Source organism: Sporosarcina sp. UB5 (assembly GCF_050859005.1).
GTDB lineage: Bacteria > Bacillota > Bacilli > Bacillales_A > Planococcaceae > Sporosarcina.
Window position 1 is genome coordinate 307,501 of sequence record NZ_CP125984.1, and the last position, 16,618, is coordinate 324,118.

Annotated in this window: 17 protein-coding genes; 4 read left to right on the top strand and 13 right to left on the bottom strand. The window is 44.0% G+C overall.

Translation table 11 applies throughout. The annotated features are described in order from the left end of the window. Nucleotides 1-59 precede the first annotated feature (59 nt). Nucleotides 60-431: a YgzB family protein gene (locus QM454_RS01840; RefSeq protein ID WP_432360796.1), complete on the top strand. Its 372-nt coding sequence runs from the start codon at nt 60-62 to the stop codon at nt 429-431. Nucleotides 432-470: 39 nt separating this feature from the next. Here the strand turns inward: QM454_RS01840 and perR are convergent, their stop codons facing one another. The 3 genes from perR to bcp form a co-directional block, all read right to left on the bottom strand. Next, nucleotides 471-914, bottom strand: coding sequence for a peroxide-responsive transcriptional repressor PerR (gene perR, locus QM454_RS01845; protein ID WP_432360799.1), 444 nt, complete (start codon nt 912-914; stop codon nt 471-473). Nucleotides 915-1,029: 115 nt separating this feature from the next. Continuing rightward, nucleotides 1,030-1,974: a D-2-hydroxyacid dehydrogenase gene (locus QM454_RS01850; RefSeq protein WP_432360801.1), complete on the bottom strand. Its 945-nt coding sequence runs from the start codon at nt 1,972-1,974 to the stop codon at nt 1,030-1,032. Nucleotides 1,975-1,986: 12 nt separating this feature from the next. After that, complete coding sequence (gene bcp, locus QM454_RS01855) at nt 1,987-2,466, bottom strand: thioredoxin-dependent thiol peroxidase (RefSeq protein ID WP_432360804.1); 480 nt, start codon at nt 2,464-2,466, stop codon at nt 1,987-1,989. Between the two features lie 127 nt (nt 2,467-2,593). On the opposite strand from bcp, the gene QM454_RS01860 reads away from it, so the two are divergent. Together QM454_RS01860 and QM454_RS01865 are read left to right on the top strand one after the other, a co-directional pair. Further along, nucleotides 2,594-3,898 carry a glutamate-1-semialdehyde 2,1-aminomutase gene (locus QM454_RS01860; RefSeq protein ID WP_432360806.1) on the top strand — a complete coding sequence of 435 codons (1,305 nt, stop codon included), beginning with the start codon at nt 2,594-2,596 and terminating at the stop codon, nt 3,896-3,898. A 96-nt stretch (nt 3,899-3,994) separates the two neighbouring features. Beyond that, nucleotides 3,995-5,077, top strand: coding sequence for an FUSC family protein (locus tag QM454_RS01865; RefSeq protein WP_432360808.1), 1,083 nt, complete (start codon nt 3,995-3,997; stop codon nt 5,075-5,077). A 202-nt stretch (nt 5,078-5,279) separates the two neighbouring features. On the opposite strand, the gene nikC is transcribed toward QM454_RS01865, so the two are convergent. The 10 genes from nikC to mutY form a co-directional block, all read right to left on the bottom strand. Then, the gene (nikC, locus tag QM454_RS01870) at nt 5,280-6,176 is read right to left on the bottom strand and encodes a nickel transporter permease (protein ID WP_432360811.1); all 897 of its coding nucleotides are present in this window, start codon (nt 6,174-6,176) and stop codon (nt 5,280-5,282) included. A gap of 17 nt (nt 6,177-6,193) precedes the next feature. Beyond that, complete coding sequence (locus QM454_RS01875) at nt 6,194-7,198, bottom strand: ABC transporter permease (protein WP_432360812.1); 1,005 nt, start codon at nt 7,196-7,198, stop codon at nt 6,194-6,196. Nucleotides 7,199-7,422: 224 nt separating this feature from the next. Next, entirely contained in the window at nt 7,423-9,000 is a 1,578-nt protein-coding gene (locus QM454_RS01880; RefSeq protein ID WP_432360815.1) for an ABC transporter substrate-binding protein, read from the bottom strand. Continuing rightward, nucleotides 8,997-10,016, bottom strand: a complete 1,020-nt coding sequence (locus tag QM454_RS01885; protein WP_432360818.1) for an ABC transporter ATP-binding protein — start codon at nt 10,014-10,016, stop codon at nt 8,997-8,999. The genes QM454_RS01880 and QM454_RS01885 overlap by 4 nt, the downstream gene beginning before the upstream one ends. Continuing rightward, nucleotides 9,988-11,010, bottom strand: coding sequence for an ABC transporter ATP-binding protein (locus QM454_RS01890; RefSeq protein ID WP_432360821.1), 1,023 nt, complete (start codon nt 11,008-11,010; stop codon nt 9,988-9,990). The genes QM454_RS01885 and QM454_RS01890 overlap by 29 nt, the downstream gene beginning before the upstream one ends. Before the next feature lie 203 nt (nt 11,011-11,213). Further along, a complete protein-coding gene (locus tag QM454_RS01895; protein WP_432360823.1) occupies nt 11,214-12,959 on the bottom strand; it encodes an ABC transporter ATP-binding protein in 1,746 nt (581 codons plus the stop codon). A gap of 54 nt (nt 12,960-13,013) precedes the next feature. Continuing rightward, a complete protein-coding gene (gene ntdP, locus QM454_RS01900; protein ID WP_432360826.1) occupies nt 13,014-13,562 on the bottom strand; it encodes a nucleoside tri-diphosphate phosphatase in 549 nt (182 codons plus the stop codon). A 139-nt stretch (nt 13,563-13,701) separates the two neighbouring features. Further along, on the bottom strand, nt 13,702-13,905 hold the full coding sequence (locus QM454_RS01905; protein ID WP_432360828.1) for a gamma-type small acid-soluble spore protein: 204 nt from the start codon (nt 13,903-13,905) through the stop codon (nt 13,702-13,704). 136 nt (nt 13,906-14,041) lie between these two features. Continuing rightward, nucleotides 14,042-14,245 carry a gamma-type small acid-soluble spore protein gene (locus tag QM454_RS01910; protein WP_432360831.1) on the bottom strand — a complete coding sequence of 68 codons (204 nt, stop codon included), beginning with the start codon at nt 14,243-14,245 and terminating at the stop codon, nt 14,042-14,044. Between the two features lie 49 nt (nt 14,246-14,294). Next, nucleotides 14,295-15,368: an A/G-specific adenine glycosylase gene (mutY, locus tag QM454_RS01915; protein ID WP_432360834.1), complete on the bottom strand. Its 1,074-nt coding sequence runs from the start codon at nt 15,366-15,368 to the stop codon at nt 14,295-14,297. A 123-nt stretch (nt 15,369-15,491) separates the two neighbouring features. Here mutY and QM454_RS01920 point away from each other — a divergent pair, with 123 nt between their 5' ends. After that, complete coding sequence (locus tag QM454_RS01920) at nt 15,492-16,475, top strand: metal-dependent hydrolase (protein WP_432360837.1); 984 nt, start codon at nt 15,492-15,494, stop codon at nt 16,473-16,475. The last annotated feature ends 143 nt before the right edge of the window (nt 16,476-16,618 follow it).

Sequence of the window (16,618 nt, forward strand, 5' to 3'; positions counted from 1 at the left end):
TATATTGAGTGAGGAGCGTTCGGATTATTCAACATTATTTATAGTAAGGAGGATTACAGATGAGGCCTTATAAAAATAAAATTAACCGAATCCGGTCATTTGCGCTATCCCTAATTTTCATAGGGGTCGTCATTATGTATCTTGGAATTTTCTTCAGAAATAATGAAATCGTCATGTTACTATTTATGGTTCTAGGGCTTCTTGCCATTCTAGGCAGTACGGTTGTTTATGCTTGGATTGGAACGTTGTCGACGAGGGCAGTGCAGATTGTCTGTCCAAATTGCGGTAAAGCGACTAAAATGCTTGGCCGGGTTGATATGTGCGGCCACTGCAGAGAGCCACTCACTTTGGACCCTTCATTGGAAGGAAAAGAATTCGATGTGGCATATAACCGTCCGTCGACTAAAAAAGAAACGTCAGAAGAAAAATAAGAAAACCGGTTCCGTTTGTCAACTTCGGAACCGGTTTTTTTACTTTGCTTTATTGGCACCTGCCGCACATTCAGGACATGTTCCGTATACTTCAAGCCGATGGGAATTCACTTCGAATCCCGTAACATGGGAAGCAAGATGCTCAACTTCCTCAAGTCCAGGGTGATGGAAGTCTACGATTTTCCCACAGCTATCACAAATGATGTGATAATGATCATGGGTGACAAAATCGAAACGACTTGAAGAATCTCCATAAGTGAGTTCCTTTACAAGTCCGGCATTCCGGAAAACACGCAGATTATTATATACGGTCGCAACACTCATATTTGGAAAATCAGCTTCTAGCGCTCTGTAAATTTCATCTGCTGTAGGGTGCGTCTTGGAAGAAATAAGGAATTCTAAAATGGCATGTCTTTGCGGTGTAATCCGAACACCGCTTTCCTTCAATGTGACAAGCGCGTCTTTCAAAAACACTTCAGACATCGCCAACACTCCAATCCATAAAGATTACTTCTTTATAATCATTATAATTAGTTTACTGAGTTTAGGCATATTTGTCAACTAAAGTGCTATCCTTTGAGACGAATCAAACCTTGGATTAATACCCTTTTGCCGGGTCAACCAAATTGGTTAAGTTGTCATCTCCATTTTTCCACTTTTCCAGATTTTCAGTGAAAAATTCTAGCGCTCTCTCTATATACTTCCCAGAATGGCTGGAGACATGCGGAGAAATTGTTATATTTGATAAAGACCATAACTCACTTTCCGCGGGCAGTGGTTCAATTTCAAACACATCAAGGACTGCGTGTGCAATCTCACCATTTTTTAAAGCGTCTACAAGGATAGACTCCTTCACGAGATCGCCTCTACCAAAATTCATGAAAACAGCTGTCTCCTTCATCGCCTTGAAATGACTTTCCGTGAGCAAACCTTTTGTTTTAGAAGTGCTTGGCAATACAGATATGACAATGTCCGCTTCCGGCAGCATATGTAAGAGGCCATCAAATTGAATTGTTTCATCCATAAATTCCGCTGGATTGCCTGAATGATTACAGCCAATCGTTCGAACACCGAACGCTTGAAGCAAACGACCCATTTCCGCTCCAATTGCTCCTGGCCCAAGAATAAGTGCTGTCGATCCACGCAATTCCGTTTGGCGCACTTTCGTATTCCACTCTTTTCTTTTTTGCTGCTCCGCTAGTACAGGTAGTGCCCGCCCGCGAGATAGAATATGCGCAAGTGCCGTTTCCGCCATCGGAGTTTTATGGATTCCCCGCACATTGCTAATTACTATTCCTTTTTCTGCAATTTCAGCAAGCGGCATTTTCTCTACTCCCGCGGAAGCGACCATTAGCCATTTGAGGGAAGTTGCCCGTTCAAGTATCTCTGTAGTAATATCTTCTCCATAGGTGGCGATAATTTCGAATTCATCAATTGGGCCTTCATCAATCTTTCTATTGAAGCAAAATTGAATATCAGGAAAATCCGCCTTCAACTTCTCCATTTGTTCATCTTTCATTCTAAAGGTGAATAATACGTTCATTTAATTTCCCCCTTACGCCTTCTTTGTCAACTGTTCCAATGTAGCAAGCGCTTCTTCAATATGCCCCTTTACTCTTACTTTCCGCCATTCCTTTACAACTGTCCCCGTAGGGTCTATTAGAAATGTGGAGCGCTCGATACCCATATACTCCTTGCCGAACATTTTCTTTAATTTCCACACACCATACGCTTTTGCTGCTTCATGGTTTTCATCCACTAATAATGAAAATGGCAGTCCTTGCTTTTCGATAAATCGTCTATGTGATGCCTCATTATCTGGACTAACTCCTAAAATAACTGCATTTAAGTCACTGAAGCTTTCATAGGCGTCCCGGAAATCACATGCTTGTGTTGTACAGCCGGGAGTAGCGTCTTTCGGATAAAAATAAAGAATGACGTATTTCCTCCCTTCAAAGTCCCGTAGTGAAATGATTTCTCCGTTTTCGTCAGGCAATGTAATTTGTGGCGCTTGCATACCTTCCAACTTTTCCATAGCGATCCCTCCAACTTATTTCTGTAACACAATCGTAACGGACAACTGATAGAGTTTCAATTTCTTTGGCGTATCCGCGCAGTTTTGTTTAATATAGAGATTGTACGACTTGAACGGAGGAATAATAATGAACAGAACAAAATCAGAACAGATCTATGAAGAAGCATGTGAACATATCGTTGGAGGAGTTAACAGTCCTTCCCGTGGATATAAAGCAGTTGGCGGAGGAGCCCCTACAGTAATGGAGCGAGCAGAAGGTGCCTATTTTTGGGACGTCGACGGCAATAAGTATATCGATTACTTAGGTGCATATGGTCCGATTATTACAGGACACGCACATCCACATATCGCAGAGGCGATTACGAAAGCCGCAACAACTGGGGTGCTTTACGGTACTCCGACTCGGCATGAAGTCAAATTCGCCAAAATGTTGAAAGAGGCAATCCCTTCTATGGATAAAGTCCGTTTCGTCAATTCAGGGACTGAAGCTGTCATGACGACAATCCGGGTGGCACGTGCCTACACGGGAAGGACGAAAGTGATGAAGTTTGCCGGTTGCTACCACGGACATTCCGATCTTGTGCTCGTCGCTGCAGGTTCCGGTCCGGCTACGTTAGGTACTCCGGATTCGGCTGGTGTTCCAGCTTCTATCGCCCAAGAAGTAATTACGATTCCTTTTAATGATCCGGAAGCATATAAACAAGCGATGGAAAAATGGGGAGACGAAGTAGCGTGTGTATTAGTCGAACCGATCGTTGGGAATTTCGGCATTGTCGAACCGAATGAAGGATTCCTTCCGCTCGTCCATGAGTTGGCGAAGGAGAAAGGTGCGCTCATTATTTATGATGAAGTCATTACAGCCTTCCGCTTCCATTATGGCAGTGCTCAAAAGTTGGTTGGAACGACTGCTGATTTAATTGCTTTCGGAAAAATAATCGGCGGCGGCTTGCCAATCGGTGCATATGGCGGTAAAAAAGAAATTATGGAAACTGTCGCACCACTCGGACCTGCCTACCAAGCGGGTACGATGGCTGGGAATCCTGCTTCCATGCTAGCGGGCATCGCCTGCCTAGAAGTATTGCAACAACCAGGCATCTATGAGGAAATGGATCGACTTGGTGGTATGCTAGAAGAAGGCATCCTCCAATTAGCAGAAAAACATGGCATTACGTTAACAATTAATCGCCTTGGTGGTGCGCTAACATTATTCTTCACAGATGTCATCGTAGAGAACTATGAGCAGGCTGAGCAGACGGACGGTGAGATTTTTGCCAAATTCTTTAAACTGATGCTCGAAAACGGCGTCAACCTCGCTCCTTCAAAATATGAAGCTTGGTTCCTCACAATTGCGCATAAAGAAGAAGACATCATTCATACACTAGAGGCGGTAGACCGTTCCTTTAAAGAACTTGCACGTCAGATGAACAGTTGACCAGTTCGAAAAGGTAAGGTAAAGTACTGGAAAATGCTTCATTCTCGGAAATAGGCTCTCTTTATATTGAATACCTTTAATAGAAAGGATAATCCTATGAAACTTGGCGCCCGCATTTTTAAAACGGGTATAGCGATCGTTGTCGCACTATTTTTGGCAGAAATACTTAACTTGCCAAATCCAGTCTTTGCAGGTATTGCGGCGATCTTTGCGATTCAACCCTCTATTTATCGGTCATATTTAACTATAATTGAGCAAATTCAAGGTAATCTGATCGGCGCTATTATAGCCATCGCCTTTGTGCTCGGGTTCGGACATCAAATTGTAACTGTCGGTCTTGCAGCAGTCATCATTATATTAATTATGCTGAAATTGGGACTTGAGAAGTCCATTTCCTTAGCGTTAGTGACGATGATTGCCATTATGGAAATTAAAGGAGATGCTTTCCTATCATTCGCATCTTTACGATTCGTTACAATCGTCATCGGGGTACTCTCCGCTTTCGTCGTTAACTTGGTGTTTATGCCTCCTAAATATGAAACAAAGCTATTTCAAGCAATCCATCAAGCACAAGATGAGATCATCCGATGGATCCGGCTGGCAGGGAGGCAGGCTTCCGAACATATTGCAACAAAGAAGTCGCTGGCTAAATTGAAAGACCGTCTCGCAAATGTCGATCAACTTTATTCACTTTATAAAGAAGAACGGAGCTATTTCCGAAAAAACTCCCGGTCAAAGGCAAGAAAGCTTGTTATTTACAGACAGATGATTGCTACGTCAAAAAGCAGTTACGAAGTGCTATCGCGACTTCATAATTATGAAAATGAACTGATTAACCTTCCGGAGCATTTCCGGATGATGATCCAGGAGCGACTTGACGCATTGCTCACTTATCATGAGCAGATCCATTTGAAGTTTGTAGGCAAGTTAAAGCCGGATCGGATGATGGATAGTTTGAACGCTGAATTCATCCAACGTCAGGAAGTGATGGATATTTTCGCGAAGGAAATTGCCATCACGAAAGAGGAAGAAGAATTTACAGCCTATCACCTCCTCCACGTTCTTTCTTCTTTGTTGAACTATGAAGAACAATTGGAGTATCTCGATCGGCTAATTGTCTCCAATCAACGTAGACATGGACATGAAGTAAGCGATGAATTGGAGAATGAGATTTATTAATTAAACCATCCTTGGACTCTCAGCCAAGGATGGTTTTTTAGGGAAATATGTGATACGCAGGAAATCCCCAGCCTGATTGAAAACGCTTGTCATCCTAGGCGCGAAGTGGAGCGAAGACGCGAATAGAACTAAAGTTCATGAGCGGACGAGCGACACGAGCAACAACGGATGCGAGCGTTTGCCAACAGGCTGGGATGGTTTTTTAGTTTTTCATTTTCGGATCCAGTGCATCTCTTAAGCCATCGCCTACTAAGTTAAAGCCTAATACCGTCAGCATAATGGAGAGGCCTGGGAAAATCATCGTCCATGGGGCGGACTGCAAATAGGACTTTGAATCGGCAAGCATTTTACCCCATTCAGGCTGTGGCGCCTGTGCTCCGAGTCCAAGAAAACCGAGTGCTGCAGCTTCAAGGATAGCAGTCGCAACGGCTAGCGTCCCTTGCACGATGACAGGCGCCATCGAATTCGGAAGGATATGTGAGAATAAAATACGGGCATCTTTCATTCCAATTGCCTTAGCCGCCATAATATATTCATCTTCCTTAATGCTTAACACTTTGGATCGTATTAAACGCCCGAAATTCGGAACATTAATAATGGCAATGGCGATTAACGCATTCTCAAGGCCTGGTCCCAAAACGGAAACGATGGCGATTGCCAACAAGATTGCTGGGAATGCTAGCATAATATCAAATATCCTCGAGATGATCGTATCCGTCCATCGACCGTAATAACCGGCAACAATCCCTAAAAAACTACCGACAATGACCGAGGCGATGACGGATAGGAACCCGACTGAAAGCGATATTCGTGCCCCGTGAATAATGCGTGACAGAATATCTCTGCCGAAATCATCCGTTCCAAGCCAATACTCGGATGAAGGGGGTTGGAGACGATCGGCAGCCATTTGCTCATTAATTCCCTCTTTGACAACTAAAGGTCCAAAAATGGCAAGCAGTATAAAAAAAAGGATAATGACCATTCCTGCGACCGCCACTTTGCTCCTCCGAAAACTTCGCCAAGCCTCCCGCCACGGGCCGGTTGTCCTTTCGATTTCCGCTTCAACAACCCCATCCATCTTAGGCGTATAGTCAGACATTCCACATTCCCCCTCCCTCAGTCATATTTAATCCTCGAATCAATTAGACCATAGAGCAAGTCAACGATTAGGTTGATCATGACGAAGATGAAGGCGACAACGAGAATCCCTGATTGAATGACGGGGTAATCCCGGAAGTTAATAGCATCGTATATATACCGCCCGATGCCTGGCCAAGCAAAAATCGTTTCAGTTAAAATGGCACCACCGAGCAGCATCCCCATTTGAAGACCGATGACCGTCAAAACCGGAATGACAGCATTTTTAAACGCGTGCTTATAAACGACCCAAAACATTTTTTGCCCCTTCGCCCGTGCAGTTCGAATGTAATCGGAACGCATCACTTCGAGCATGCTCGAACGAGTCATCCGTGCAATAATCGCCATCGGTATCGTCGCCAATGCAATGCCTGGTAATACGAGGTGGCGAAGCACTTGCCACAGTTGGTCGAACCGTCCTTGAATAATCGTATCAATTACATACAAATGAGTAATTGCATTGACCGGATCCCTTACCTGCTCCCTACCCGTTGTAGGCAGCCAGCTAAATTCGATGGCAAATACCCATTGTCCTAAAAGACCTAACCAAAAAATAGGCATGGAAACGCCAACGAGCGCTAAAATCATCGCTATATAGTCAAACCATGAATTTTGAAACCATGCCGAGACAATCCCCGCATTAACACCTACGATAATCGCGATTACTATTGCAAAAAATGCAAGCTCCATTGTCGCGGCCATATGCGGCCAGATTTCTTCGGCGACAGGAAGGCGGGTACGCATCGATTCTCCTAAATCACCTTGTAAGATTCCACCTAAATACTTAAAAAACTGAATATACCACGGTTGGTCCAGTCCCAATTTTGCATTCATCGCTGCAATTGCCTCGGGTGTCGCCTGCTGCCCTAAAATGACTTGCGCTGGGTTGCCGGGAATCGCCCGGATCATCATGAATACAATAAAAACCATTCCGAGAAGAACGGGTATTAATTGCAATAACCTTCTGCCGACGTAACTGAGCATCACTATCACCTCACAAACAAAAGTGGAGGGTGGCGGTTAACAGCGACAGGCATAAGGCAGATTCGCGAAACGGCGCTTTTTGCCGTGCAGCGGAGCTGACTTATGACCCGAGCTGTTGCCACCCGGAGTCTAGACGTAACAATAGTGGAAGACTAAGCAAATAGAAAAAGGGGGAAATCGAGCGACTCCCCCTACTGTTCAATGCAAAGTGAAAAGTGGATCCATCATTTGAATTCTACGTTCGATAACAGATCTGAACCTGTCGGGTGCGGTACGAATCCAGTTAACTCCTTAGCAGCTGCGAGAAGTGGTGTAGAGTGGGCAATTGGTACCCAAGGCGCTTCTTCATGAATAATTTCTTGAGCTTTCTTATAAAGCTCGATCCGTTTATTTTCGTCCACTTCTGTTTGCGCCTCGATGAAAAGGTCATGCATTTCATCATTTTTGAAATACGTATAGTTGTTGCTACCGATATTATCTTCATCTAAAAGAACATAAAGGAAGTTGTCGGCGTCTCCGTTATCTCCAGTCCAGCCAAGCATGAAAGCATCCGCTTCCCCTTTACTCGCCTTATCGAGATAAGTCGGCCATTCATACGAAACGATTTTCGCCTTAATGCCGATATCTGCTAGATTGCTTTGGATTACTTCAGCCACTTTTGCACCGTCAGGCATATAAGGACGTGGAACAGGCATTGCCCATAATTCCATTTCGAAGCCATTAGGATATCCCGCCTTCGCCAAAAGCTCCTTTGCCTTTTCAGGATTGTACTCATAAGGCTCGATATCATTGTTGTATCCGGAAATCGATGGAGGCATAGGGTTTTTCGCAGCGTTAGCCCTTCCTTCGAAGAATGATTCAATGATTGTTTTCTTATCAATTGCATGGTTCATCGCCTGACGCACTTCTTTTTTATCGAAAGGAGGACGCGTCACTGTCAACCCGAGATAGCCGACGTTCATCGATGGACGTTCAATTAGCTGCAACTTAGCATTGCTTTCGATTTTCTCACCATCGGAAGGATTAATGCCGTCCGCGAGATCGATTTCCCCTGCAATGAGTGCATTCAAACGTGCAGAGTTGTCCGGGATAGAACGGAAAATAATTTTTTCCAATTTCGGTAATCCTTCTTGCCAATACTTATCGAATTTTTCAATTGTGATCGAGTCATTCGATTTCCATTCCACAAATTTGAATGGACCTGTACCGACAGGATTCCTTTCAAACTGATCGTCCCCTTTTTCGAATGCAGTCGGGCTCGCAATAGCGAACATGCTCATCGCTATATTTTTTAAGAATGGAGCCTGTTGCCGTTTCAGTTTAATAATGACCGTGTAATCCCCGTCAGCGTTAACCGATTCGATAACATGGCCTTCATCCCCTTTGAATCCGCCGAACATGGAGTTGTAATATGGGAATTTATCAGCGTCTCCGTTTGCCCAGCGTTCAAAGTTTTTGACGACGGCGTCAGCATTGAAATCTGTACCATCATGGAATTTGACACCTTCCTGCAATGTAAATGTATACGTCAAACCATCATCCGTACCCCATTCTTTTGCAAGCCCAGGTTGGATTGTCGTATCTTGCTCACCGAAATTTAACAGCGTCTCGTATAGATTAACTGTTACTTTGAACGTTTCGCCTTCCGTCACCCGCGACGGATCTAGCGAAGTAGAGTCACCGCCACGACCGAAAACTAATGTATCCTTTTTGCTACTTCCACTACCGCCACAAGCAGCGAGTACAGTAGACAAAACTAGCAATAGCAGTAACGCAGCTGACCACATTCTCCTTTTATTCATAGAGACCCCTCCAATTGTTTTATATCATCGTCGACCTGACTAACATTTTCATAAAGATGACAGGCGACAAAATGACCGGTAGTTTGTTCCATAAGCCGAGGTGGTACTTTCGTGCAAATGTCCATTTTGAATGGACAACGTGTATGGAATGTGCACCCTGTCGGCGGATCAGCCGGATTCGGGATGTCTCCTTCTATGATGATCTGTTCTTTCTGAAAATCCGGGTCTGGTACAGGCACAGCCGATAATAATGCTTGTGTATATGGATGCAATGGCTTTTCGTACAGTCGCTCACTATCTGCAACTTCCACCATTTTTCCTAAGTACATGACAGCGACTCGATCACTAATATGCCGAACAACCCCGAGATCATGGGCGATGAAAATATATGTGAGGTTGAACTCCTTTTGGAGATCTTGCATAAGATTCAACACTTGTGCTTGGATAGACACGTCCAATGCTGAAACGGGCTCATCCGCAATAATCAGTTTGGGGTTCGTCATTAAGGCGCGCGCAATGCCAATCCTCTGCCTTTGCCCTCCGCTGAATTGGTGCGGATAGCGTCTTGCATAGTAGGCGTTCAATCCGACGACTTCCAAAAAATCACGGACTTTCTTCTTCCGTTCTTTCGGGTCCGAAACGCCATGGACGATGAGAGGCTCCTCCAAAATTTTGCCTATCGTATGGCGGGGATTCAATGACGCGTAAGGATCCTGGAAGACCATCTGGATATCACGGCGTGTTTTTCTCATCTCTTCATCGCTTAATGAAGTAAGGTCCTTTCCGTTGAATTCAATTTTTCCGTCTGTTGGTTCGAGTAAGCGCATGAGTACACGCCCTGTTGTCGATTTCCCGCAACCACTTTCACCGACAATTCCTAGCGTTTCACCTTCATTCACGAAAAACGAGATGTCATCGACAGCCTTCACATAACCAATCGTTTTCCCAAACATCCCTTTCTTAACGGGAAAGTATTTTTTCAAGTTCTCAACTTTCAATAAAGGTGTTTTGGCCATCCGACTTCACCCTTCCATCGTCATATAGAAAACAACGGGTTTGATGCACATCCGCTGTTTTATAGAGCTCCGGGTTTTCCTGAAAGCATCGGTCAAACGCAAATTCGCATCGCGCCGCGAACCTGCAGCCGCTCGTTATGGAACCGGGCTTCGGCACATTCCCTGGAATGGAATGAAGTCGATCCTTTTTAAAGCGCATATCCGGCACCGACTGGATCAAACCTTTCGTATACGGATGCTTGGGGTCTTGAAAAATAAGTTTCGTTGGCGCCTCTTCAATGATTTGACCCGCGTACATGACGATGACCCGCTCACACGTTTCCGCAACAACTCCAAGATCATGGGTAATTAATAATATGGCAGTTCCTAACCGGACATTCAGATCTTTCATCAGTTTCAATATTTGCGCTTGAATTGTCACATCGAGTGCCGTCGTCGGTTCATCTGCTATTAATATTTTCGGGTTACAGACGAGCGCCATCGCAATCATGACCCTCTGTCTCATGCCACCCGACAATTGGTGAGGATAGTCTTTCAGCAATCCATCGGGGCGGGGCAAGCCGACAAGCTTTAACATCTCAATCGCTCTCACTTCAGCCTTCGTTTTCGACCACCCTTTTTCGTGAATTAAAATCGCTTCGACCATCTGATTGCCAATCGTGAACAGCGGATTCAATGAAGTCATCGGCTCCTGAAAAATCATTGCGATGTCATTGCCGCGAATCTGTCTCATCATTTTTTCGGACAAGCCAATTAAATTGCGTCCGTTGTACACAATTTCCCCGTTTGTAATTTTCCCAGGGGGACTTGGCACGAGCCCCATTATTGATAAGGAGGTAACACTTTTTCCGCATCCCGATTCCCCAACGATTCCTAAAATCTCGCCATCCCGAAGATAAAAATCGATATGATCAACGGCAGGAATATTGCCGGAGTCTGTGAAAAAGGTAGTCTGCAAGTCGTTTACCTCAAGAATTTTCTTCCTTTCATTCATCAGATCACCTTTTCGTTTTAGTTGTTTTCAGAAACATCTAATTACGACTAGTATACTTTCTGTTAAAAGACAATATGCAATGTTCATAGATGGATCGCTTTGAGCGCGGGATGGCTCACGTAAGCGCGAGGGAGCTCTCTTTGGACGCGATTGCCGAATGGCTGAAATAAAAAAAGCTACCGGATGTCCGGTAGCTTCACTTTTTATAGCGATTGAACTTGAAATAGATTGTAGTAAATGCCTTGTTGCGCCATCAGTTCTTCGTGGCTGCCGACTTCTTTCAACTCCCCATGGTCAATGACGAAAATCTTGTCGGCATGGGTAATCGTTGATAGTCGGTGCGCAACAATTACAGTTGTCCTATCACTAGCAAGCCGTTCCAAAGATTCTTGGATGAGCGCTTCACTTTCAAGATCTAATGCAGATGTTGCTTCATCCAAAATGAGCAATGGTGGATTCTTTAGAAACACTCGCGCAATTGCAATCCGCTGTTTCTGTCCACCCGATAGTTTAACGCCCCGCTCGCCGACGGTCGTGTCGTATCCTTCCGGCAACGATTCGATGAAATCATGCGCGTTCGCCGCTTTAGCAGCAGCAATTACTTCGTCATCTGTTGCGTCCGGATTCCCCATCAAAATATTGCTCTTTACCGAATCACTGAAAAGGATGCTATCTTGAAGGACGATTCCTATCTGGTCGCGCAACGATTTCAATTGAATATCGCGCACATCGTACCCGTCAATTCGAATCGAGCCCGCCGTTACATCGTAAAACCGTGGAATGAGACTAACGATTGTCGACTTCCCTCCGCCACTCATTCCGACTAACGCCACCGTCTCGCCAGGTTTAACCGTAAAGTTGACATCCCTCAACACCGGGCCATCATCTTCTTCATACGAAAACCCGACATGATCGAATTGGATTTCACCTTTAATACGTGGCAGCTCTTTGGCATTGTTTTTATCGTTAATATCGTAAGGTTCTTCCATCAGTTCAAAAACTCTGTCCATCGATGCAAACGATTGCGTTAACGTCGTTGATGCATTGACTAACCGCCGCAACGGATTATACAGCCGATCTATGTACGCAATAAATGCCACCATCACACCGACCGACAACGAACCGTTGATCACTTGATAGCCAGCATAGGAAATTACGAGCAAAGGAGCGACATCGGTAATTGTATTAACGACTGCAAACGCCTTAGCATTCCATCGCGTATGATCTAGGGCCTTATCGAGGAAGTTGCCGTTTGTCTCGTCAAATCGCTCCTGCTCTTTATCCTCAAGTGCAAAGCTTTTAATGACGCTAATTCCCGTCACTCTTTCATGCAAATAACTTTGCACGTCGGCAAGTGCCTGTGAACGCTTCCTCGTCAATGCTCTCAACTTCCCGAAAAAATGCTTTACACTGTATGCGTAAAAAGGAAATGCAAGTAATGTTACAATCGTCAACGGAACATCCATCGTAAGCATAACGCATGTTGCAATAATAATTGTCGCCAAGTCGAGCCAGACGTTCATTAAACCGATTGTGACGAAGTTTTTCGTCTGCTCTACGTCATTAATAACACGCGAAATGACTTCTCCTGCCCGCGTATTGGAATAGTAGCGTAGCCCAAGCTTCTGCAAATGCCCATACAAGTTCTCACGGATATCGTATAAGATTTTATTGCTGACGTATTGCGCAAAATATTGGCGGTAGTATTCAACAGGCGGCCTAATGATGAAAAAGAGTAAAACGGTACCCCCGAGCCAAAGGAAAAGCTGCTTCGATTTTTCTGCATCCGTTAGCGTTTCCGCCCCGATAATGTCGTCGATAACAATTTTAATAAGGTAAGGAATGAAAAGCGGAATGGCAAATTTTACGACTCCAATGAAGATCGTCAACATAATCTGCCAATTATATGGCTTTACAAATCGTAAGTATCTTTTAATACTCTCTCCCATCTCCATCCTCCTCCAACAACAAAAAGCCCAACTGCATTAAACGCAGACAGGCTCTCATTGATCGTTTTTCTTTACATGCTTATAAAACTGATACCTCGAAGTCCACACTTCAATGAAATCCGGTGCAAATGGCCCTTTGCGCTTTTTGATCCACATGAGCAGTTTTTCAAGGTTACGCTTTAATATTTTGTCAATCACTTCAGGATAATTCATCTTCTTTTTATGGTCGGCGTATTCATCTTCATCCAAGATCAAATAACTCATATCTGGAAACACTTTTACATCAAGATCATAATCGATATATTTCAACGCTTGGTGGTCAAAGACGAAAGGTGAACTCATATTCACATAATAATAGACCCCGTCTTCACGGAGCATGCAAATAATATTGAACCAATGCTCTGCATGGAAGTAACAGATTGAAGGCTCTCTCGTCAGCCACGTCCTGCCGTCCGCTTCTGTGACGAGCGTTCGCTCATTCGCACCGATTACAATATTCCGTGTTCCCTTCAATACGGTTGTTTCTTGCCACACACGATGGATATTGCCATCATGCTTATAACTATGTACCTGTATCGTTTCGCCTTCTTTCGGTATTGTCACTCGTAAAACCACCTTTGAAATTCAAAAAAGCTACTATCCGTGTATTATACCAATTTTCCAATGAAAATTGAAATGTTTACCCTTTGAAATAACTTTAAAAAACCGGCAGCTTTAGCTGCCGGCAGGTGGTGACCATCCATTATTTCGACTGACTTCCGAAACTACCAGCTCCACCAGAAGTGTTTGTTTTGTTCATTTCTGATTGCTGGTTTTGTTGGCGCACTTCGTTTACATCTGTTTCAGAACCAAACTCTTCAGACATAATTTGTTGTTTCACTTTGTTTGCGTTTGTAAACGAAGCTTGCGTCATTTGTTGATTTTGGTTTCGATTTTTGTTTGTCATGGATTTTCACCTCCGTAACGACTATGATGTTCAAATCAGATTGAATTATTCTGCATTATTTTGTCAATTAATTAACGCCCTCAATTACTAATAAAAAAACCGGCAGCTATAGCTGCCGGCAGGTGATGTCCATCCATTATTGAGACAGATTATTGTAACTACTAGCTCCACGAAATGTGTTCGTTTTGTTCATTTGTGACTGCTGATTTTGCTTACGAACTTCGTTCACATCTGTTTCAGCTGCAAACTCTTCAGACATAGACCGATTTTTAACGTCGTTTGAATACTTGAAGTTTTTTGGTAGTGGGTAATTAAATTTGTCTCGATCTATTTTGGTCATGGATTTTCACCTCCGTAATTCCTATGATGTTCCTGGAATTACGTTTTATTCAACAATCTTCGTTGTCAATCCATCCGTTTTTCACTTCGTCCCAAATTTTCATAACAGGTACAGCCTTCGGCAATGCATCAACTTCAGCAGCCGATAGGAATTCAATCCCGTCAGGGGATACATCATTCGTCGTTGCTACATAACTTTTCACTTCCCATGTGAGGTGGGAAAATATATGTCGAAACTCGGTCAATGGCGTTATTGAGCCAACGGTTAATCCAAAATTGGCTTTCACAATGTTCTCCAAAGTTTCGGTATTGTTTTCTACCATTGGAAACTCCCACATATTCGCCAAAAGTCCTTCCGCTGGCCGTTGCGTCATTAGCCATTTTCCTTCCGTGTTGCGGATGGCAAACGAAAGAACCGGCACTGTCCTCATCTTTCCTTTCTTGGACTTTACAGGCAGATCTTCCTGCCTTCCTTCGTGGAAAGCTGCACAAAATTCCCGAACTGGGCACAAAAGGCATTTCGGCCGGGGCGTGCAAATAGTCGCCCCTAGTTCCATCAAGCCTTGATTGAACGACGAAGGATCTTCTTTGTCAATTAAAGCCATAACTACTTCTTCGAATAGCTTTCGCGTGCGCGGAATGGCGATATCGTCTTCGATCATTAAAATGCGGGATAGCACTCTCATCACATTCCCGTCAACCGCATGCTCAGGAACGCCGAATGCGATACTGAGGACAGCGCCTGCCGTATACGGACCGACACCTTTCAACTTTGATATCTCTTTTCGATTTTCGGGAATTCGGCTATCGTATGTTGTTACAACTTCCTGCACACCAGCTTGCAAATTGCGGGCTCTGGAATAATATCCAAGTCCTTCCCACATTTTTAATACTTCTTCTTCATCCGCATTGGCCAAATCGGCAAGTGTCGGAAATTTTTCGATAAACCGTTCATAATAAGGGATAACTGTGTCAACACGGGTTTGTTGAAGCATCACTTCAGATACCCATATGTAATAAGGATTTGACGTCCTTCTCCATGGAAGATCTCTTTTCTCTTCTAAATACCAGGTGATCAACGCTTTTCTAAATTCTTTTTCAAGTTTCCGTTCAAAGAGCTGCATGAATACCTCCGTTTTGCATATGCTTTTCGTTAATGAAAATAGGGTATATACTACTAGTAGAGTTACAATTGCTTGTCGTACATTTCATCGTCATTTTAGTGGCGATGGAAAGGAGTGATTTTTTTGGATACAGGAACACATATTGTGATGGGTGCAGCCATTTGCGGGTTGTCATTGGCAGATCCAATCGTCGCTTCAGATTCTGTCACAATGACGGCAGTATATATCGGAATCGTGTCAGGCTCTTTAGTACCTGATGTCGATACTGTCCTTAAATTGAGGAATAATGCGGTTTATATACGAAACCATCGTGGAATTACTCATTCGGTACCTGCAGTACTACTTTGGCCGCTCGCCATTTCAATCATTCTGACGTTCATTTTCCCCGAAGCAGCATTTTACCATCTTTGGGCTTGGACGTTCTTAGCAGTGTTTTTACACGTTTTTGTAGACATCTTCAACGCATACGGTACACAAGCATTGCGGCCATTTTCAAATCAATGGGTTGCTATCGGGGTCATTAATACGTTTGACCCAATCATTTTCGGATTACACATTATTGCAATTGTTGCATGGGTGTTAGGTGCAGAACCGGTTCTGACATTCACGCTTTTGTATATTACCGTTTTCTTCTATTATCTGTTACGCTTTGCCGTCAAAGGAGCTGTGACGCGTGCAGTCCGCAACACTATTCCGGATGCTGATGATATTTTCATCGCGCCGACGATGCATTTCTTCCAATGGAGAGTTGCCGCATCCAATAAGGAATGCCATTATGTCGGGCGGGCATATGGGCGTTCGGTCAATATTTACGATCGATTCAAACGCGAGCCGATGCCAAAATCCCCTTATATTGATGCAGCGATGGAAGATAAAAATATACAGGCTTTCGTCTCTTTTTCCCCAATTTACAGATGGTCGGTTTCTTATGTCGATCACTTATACGAAGTGCGACTCATCGATTTGCGTTATCGAAGTAAGAGTTACTATCCGTTCGTCGCTGTTGCACATATTAACGAAGACATGGAAGTCATCAATTCGTATACAGGATGGATTTTTTCAGAGGACAAGCTCCGTAAAAAACTGAATTTCATTCCAAATTCTTAACAAAAGCGGAGGGCGCCTGCTTAGAGCCGACAGGCAAAGCCGTCACGTAGAACGGCTTTTGCGAGCAAAAGCGAAGCGTTGGGAGCAATGATGCCCCCGAGGCTCTGGCGCCCGAAGCTAGACGTAGAAAGGATTACAAAAGC

Coding starts and splice junctions, on each gene's coding strand:
- QM454_RS01840 (WP_432360796.1), top strand. CDS start 60: ATGAGGCCTTATAAAAATAAAATTAACCGAATCCGGTCATTTGCGCTA.
- perR (WP_432360799.1), bottom strand. CDS start 914: ATGTCTGAAGTGTTTTTGAAAGACGCGCTTGTCACATTGAAGGAAAGC.
- QM454_RS01850 (WP_432360801.1), bottom strand. CDS start 1,974: ATGAACGTATTATTCACCTTTAGAATGAAAGATGAACAAATGGAGAAG.
- bcp (WP_432360804.1), bottom strand. CDS start 2,466: ATGGAAAAGTTGGAAGGTATGCAAGCGCCACAAATTACATTGCCTGAC.
- QM454_RS01860 (WP_432360806.1), top strand. CDS start 2,594: ATGAACAGAACAAAATCAGAACAGATCTATGAAGAAGCATGTGAACAT.
- QM454_RS01865 (WP_432360808.1), top strand. CDS start 3,995: ATGAAACTTGGCGCCCGCATTTTTAAAACGGGTATAGCGATCGTTGTC.
- nikC (WP_432360811.1), bottom strand. CDS start 6,176: ATGTCTGACTATACGCCTAAGATGGATGGGGTTGTTGAAGCGGAAATC.
- QM454_RS01875 (WP_432360812.1), bottom strand. CDS start 7,198: ATGCTCAGTTACGTCGGCAGAAGGTTATTGCAATTAATACCCGTTCTT.
- QM454_RS01880 (WP_432360815.1), bottom strand. CDS start 9,000: ATGAATAAAAGGAGAATGTGGTCAGCTGCGTTACTGCTATTGCTAGTT.
- QM454_RS01885 (WP_432360818.1), bottom strand. CDS start 10,016: ATGGCCAAAACACCTTTATTGAAAGTTGAGAACTTGAAAAAATACTTT.
- QM454_RS01890 (WP_432360821.1), bottom strand. CDS start 11,010: ATGAATGAAAGGAAGAAAATTCTTGAGGTAAACGACTTGCAGACTACC.
- QM454_RS01895 (WP_432360823.1), bottom strand. CDS start 12,959: ATGGGAGAGAGTATTAAAAGATACTTACGATTTGTAAAGCCATATAAT.
- QM454_RS01905 (WP_432360828.1), bottom strand. CDS start 13,905: ATGACAAACAAAAATCGAAACCAAAATCAACAAATGACGCAAGCTTCG.
- QM454_RS01910 (WP_432360831.1), bottom strand. CDS start 14,245: ATGACCAAAATAGATCGAGACAAATTTAATTACCCACTACCAAAAAAC.
- mutY (WP_432360834.1), bottom strand. CDS start 15,368: ATGCAGCTCTTTGAACGGAAACTTGAAAAAGAATTTAGAAAAGCGTTG.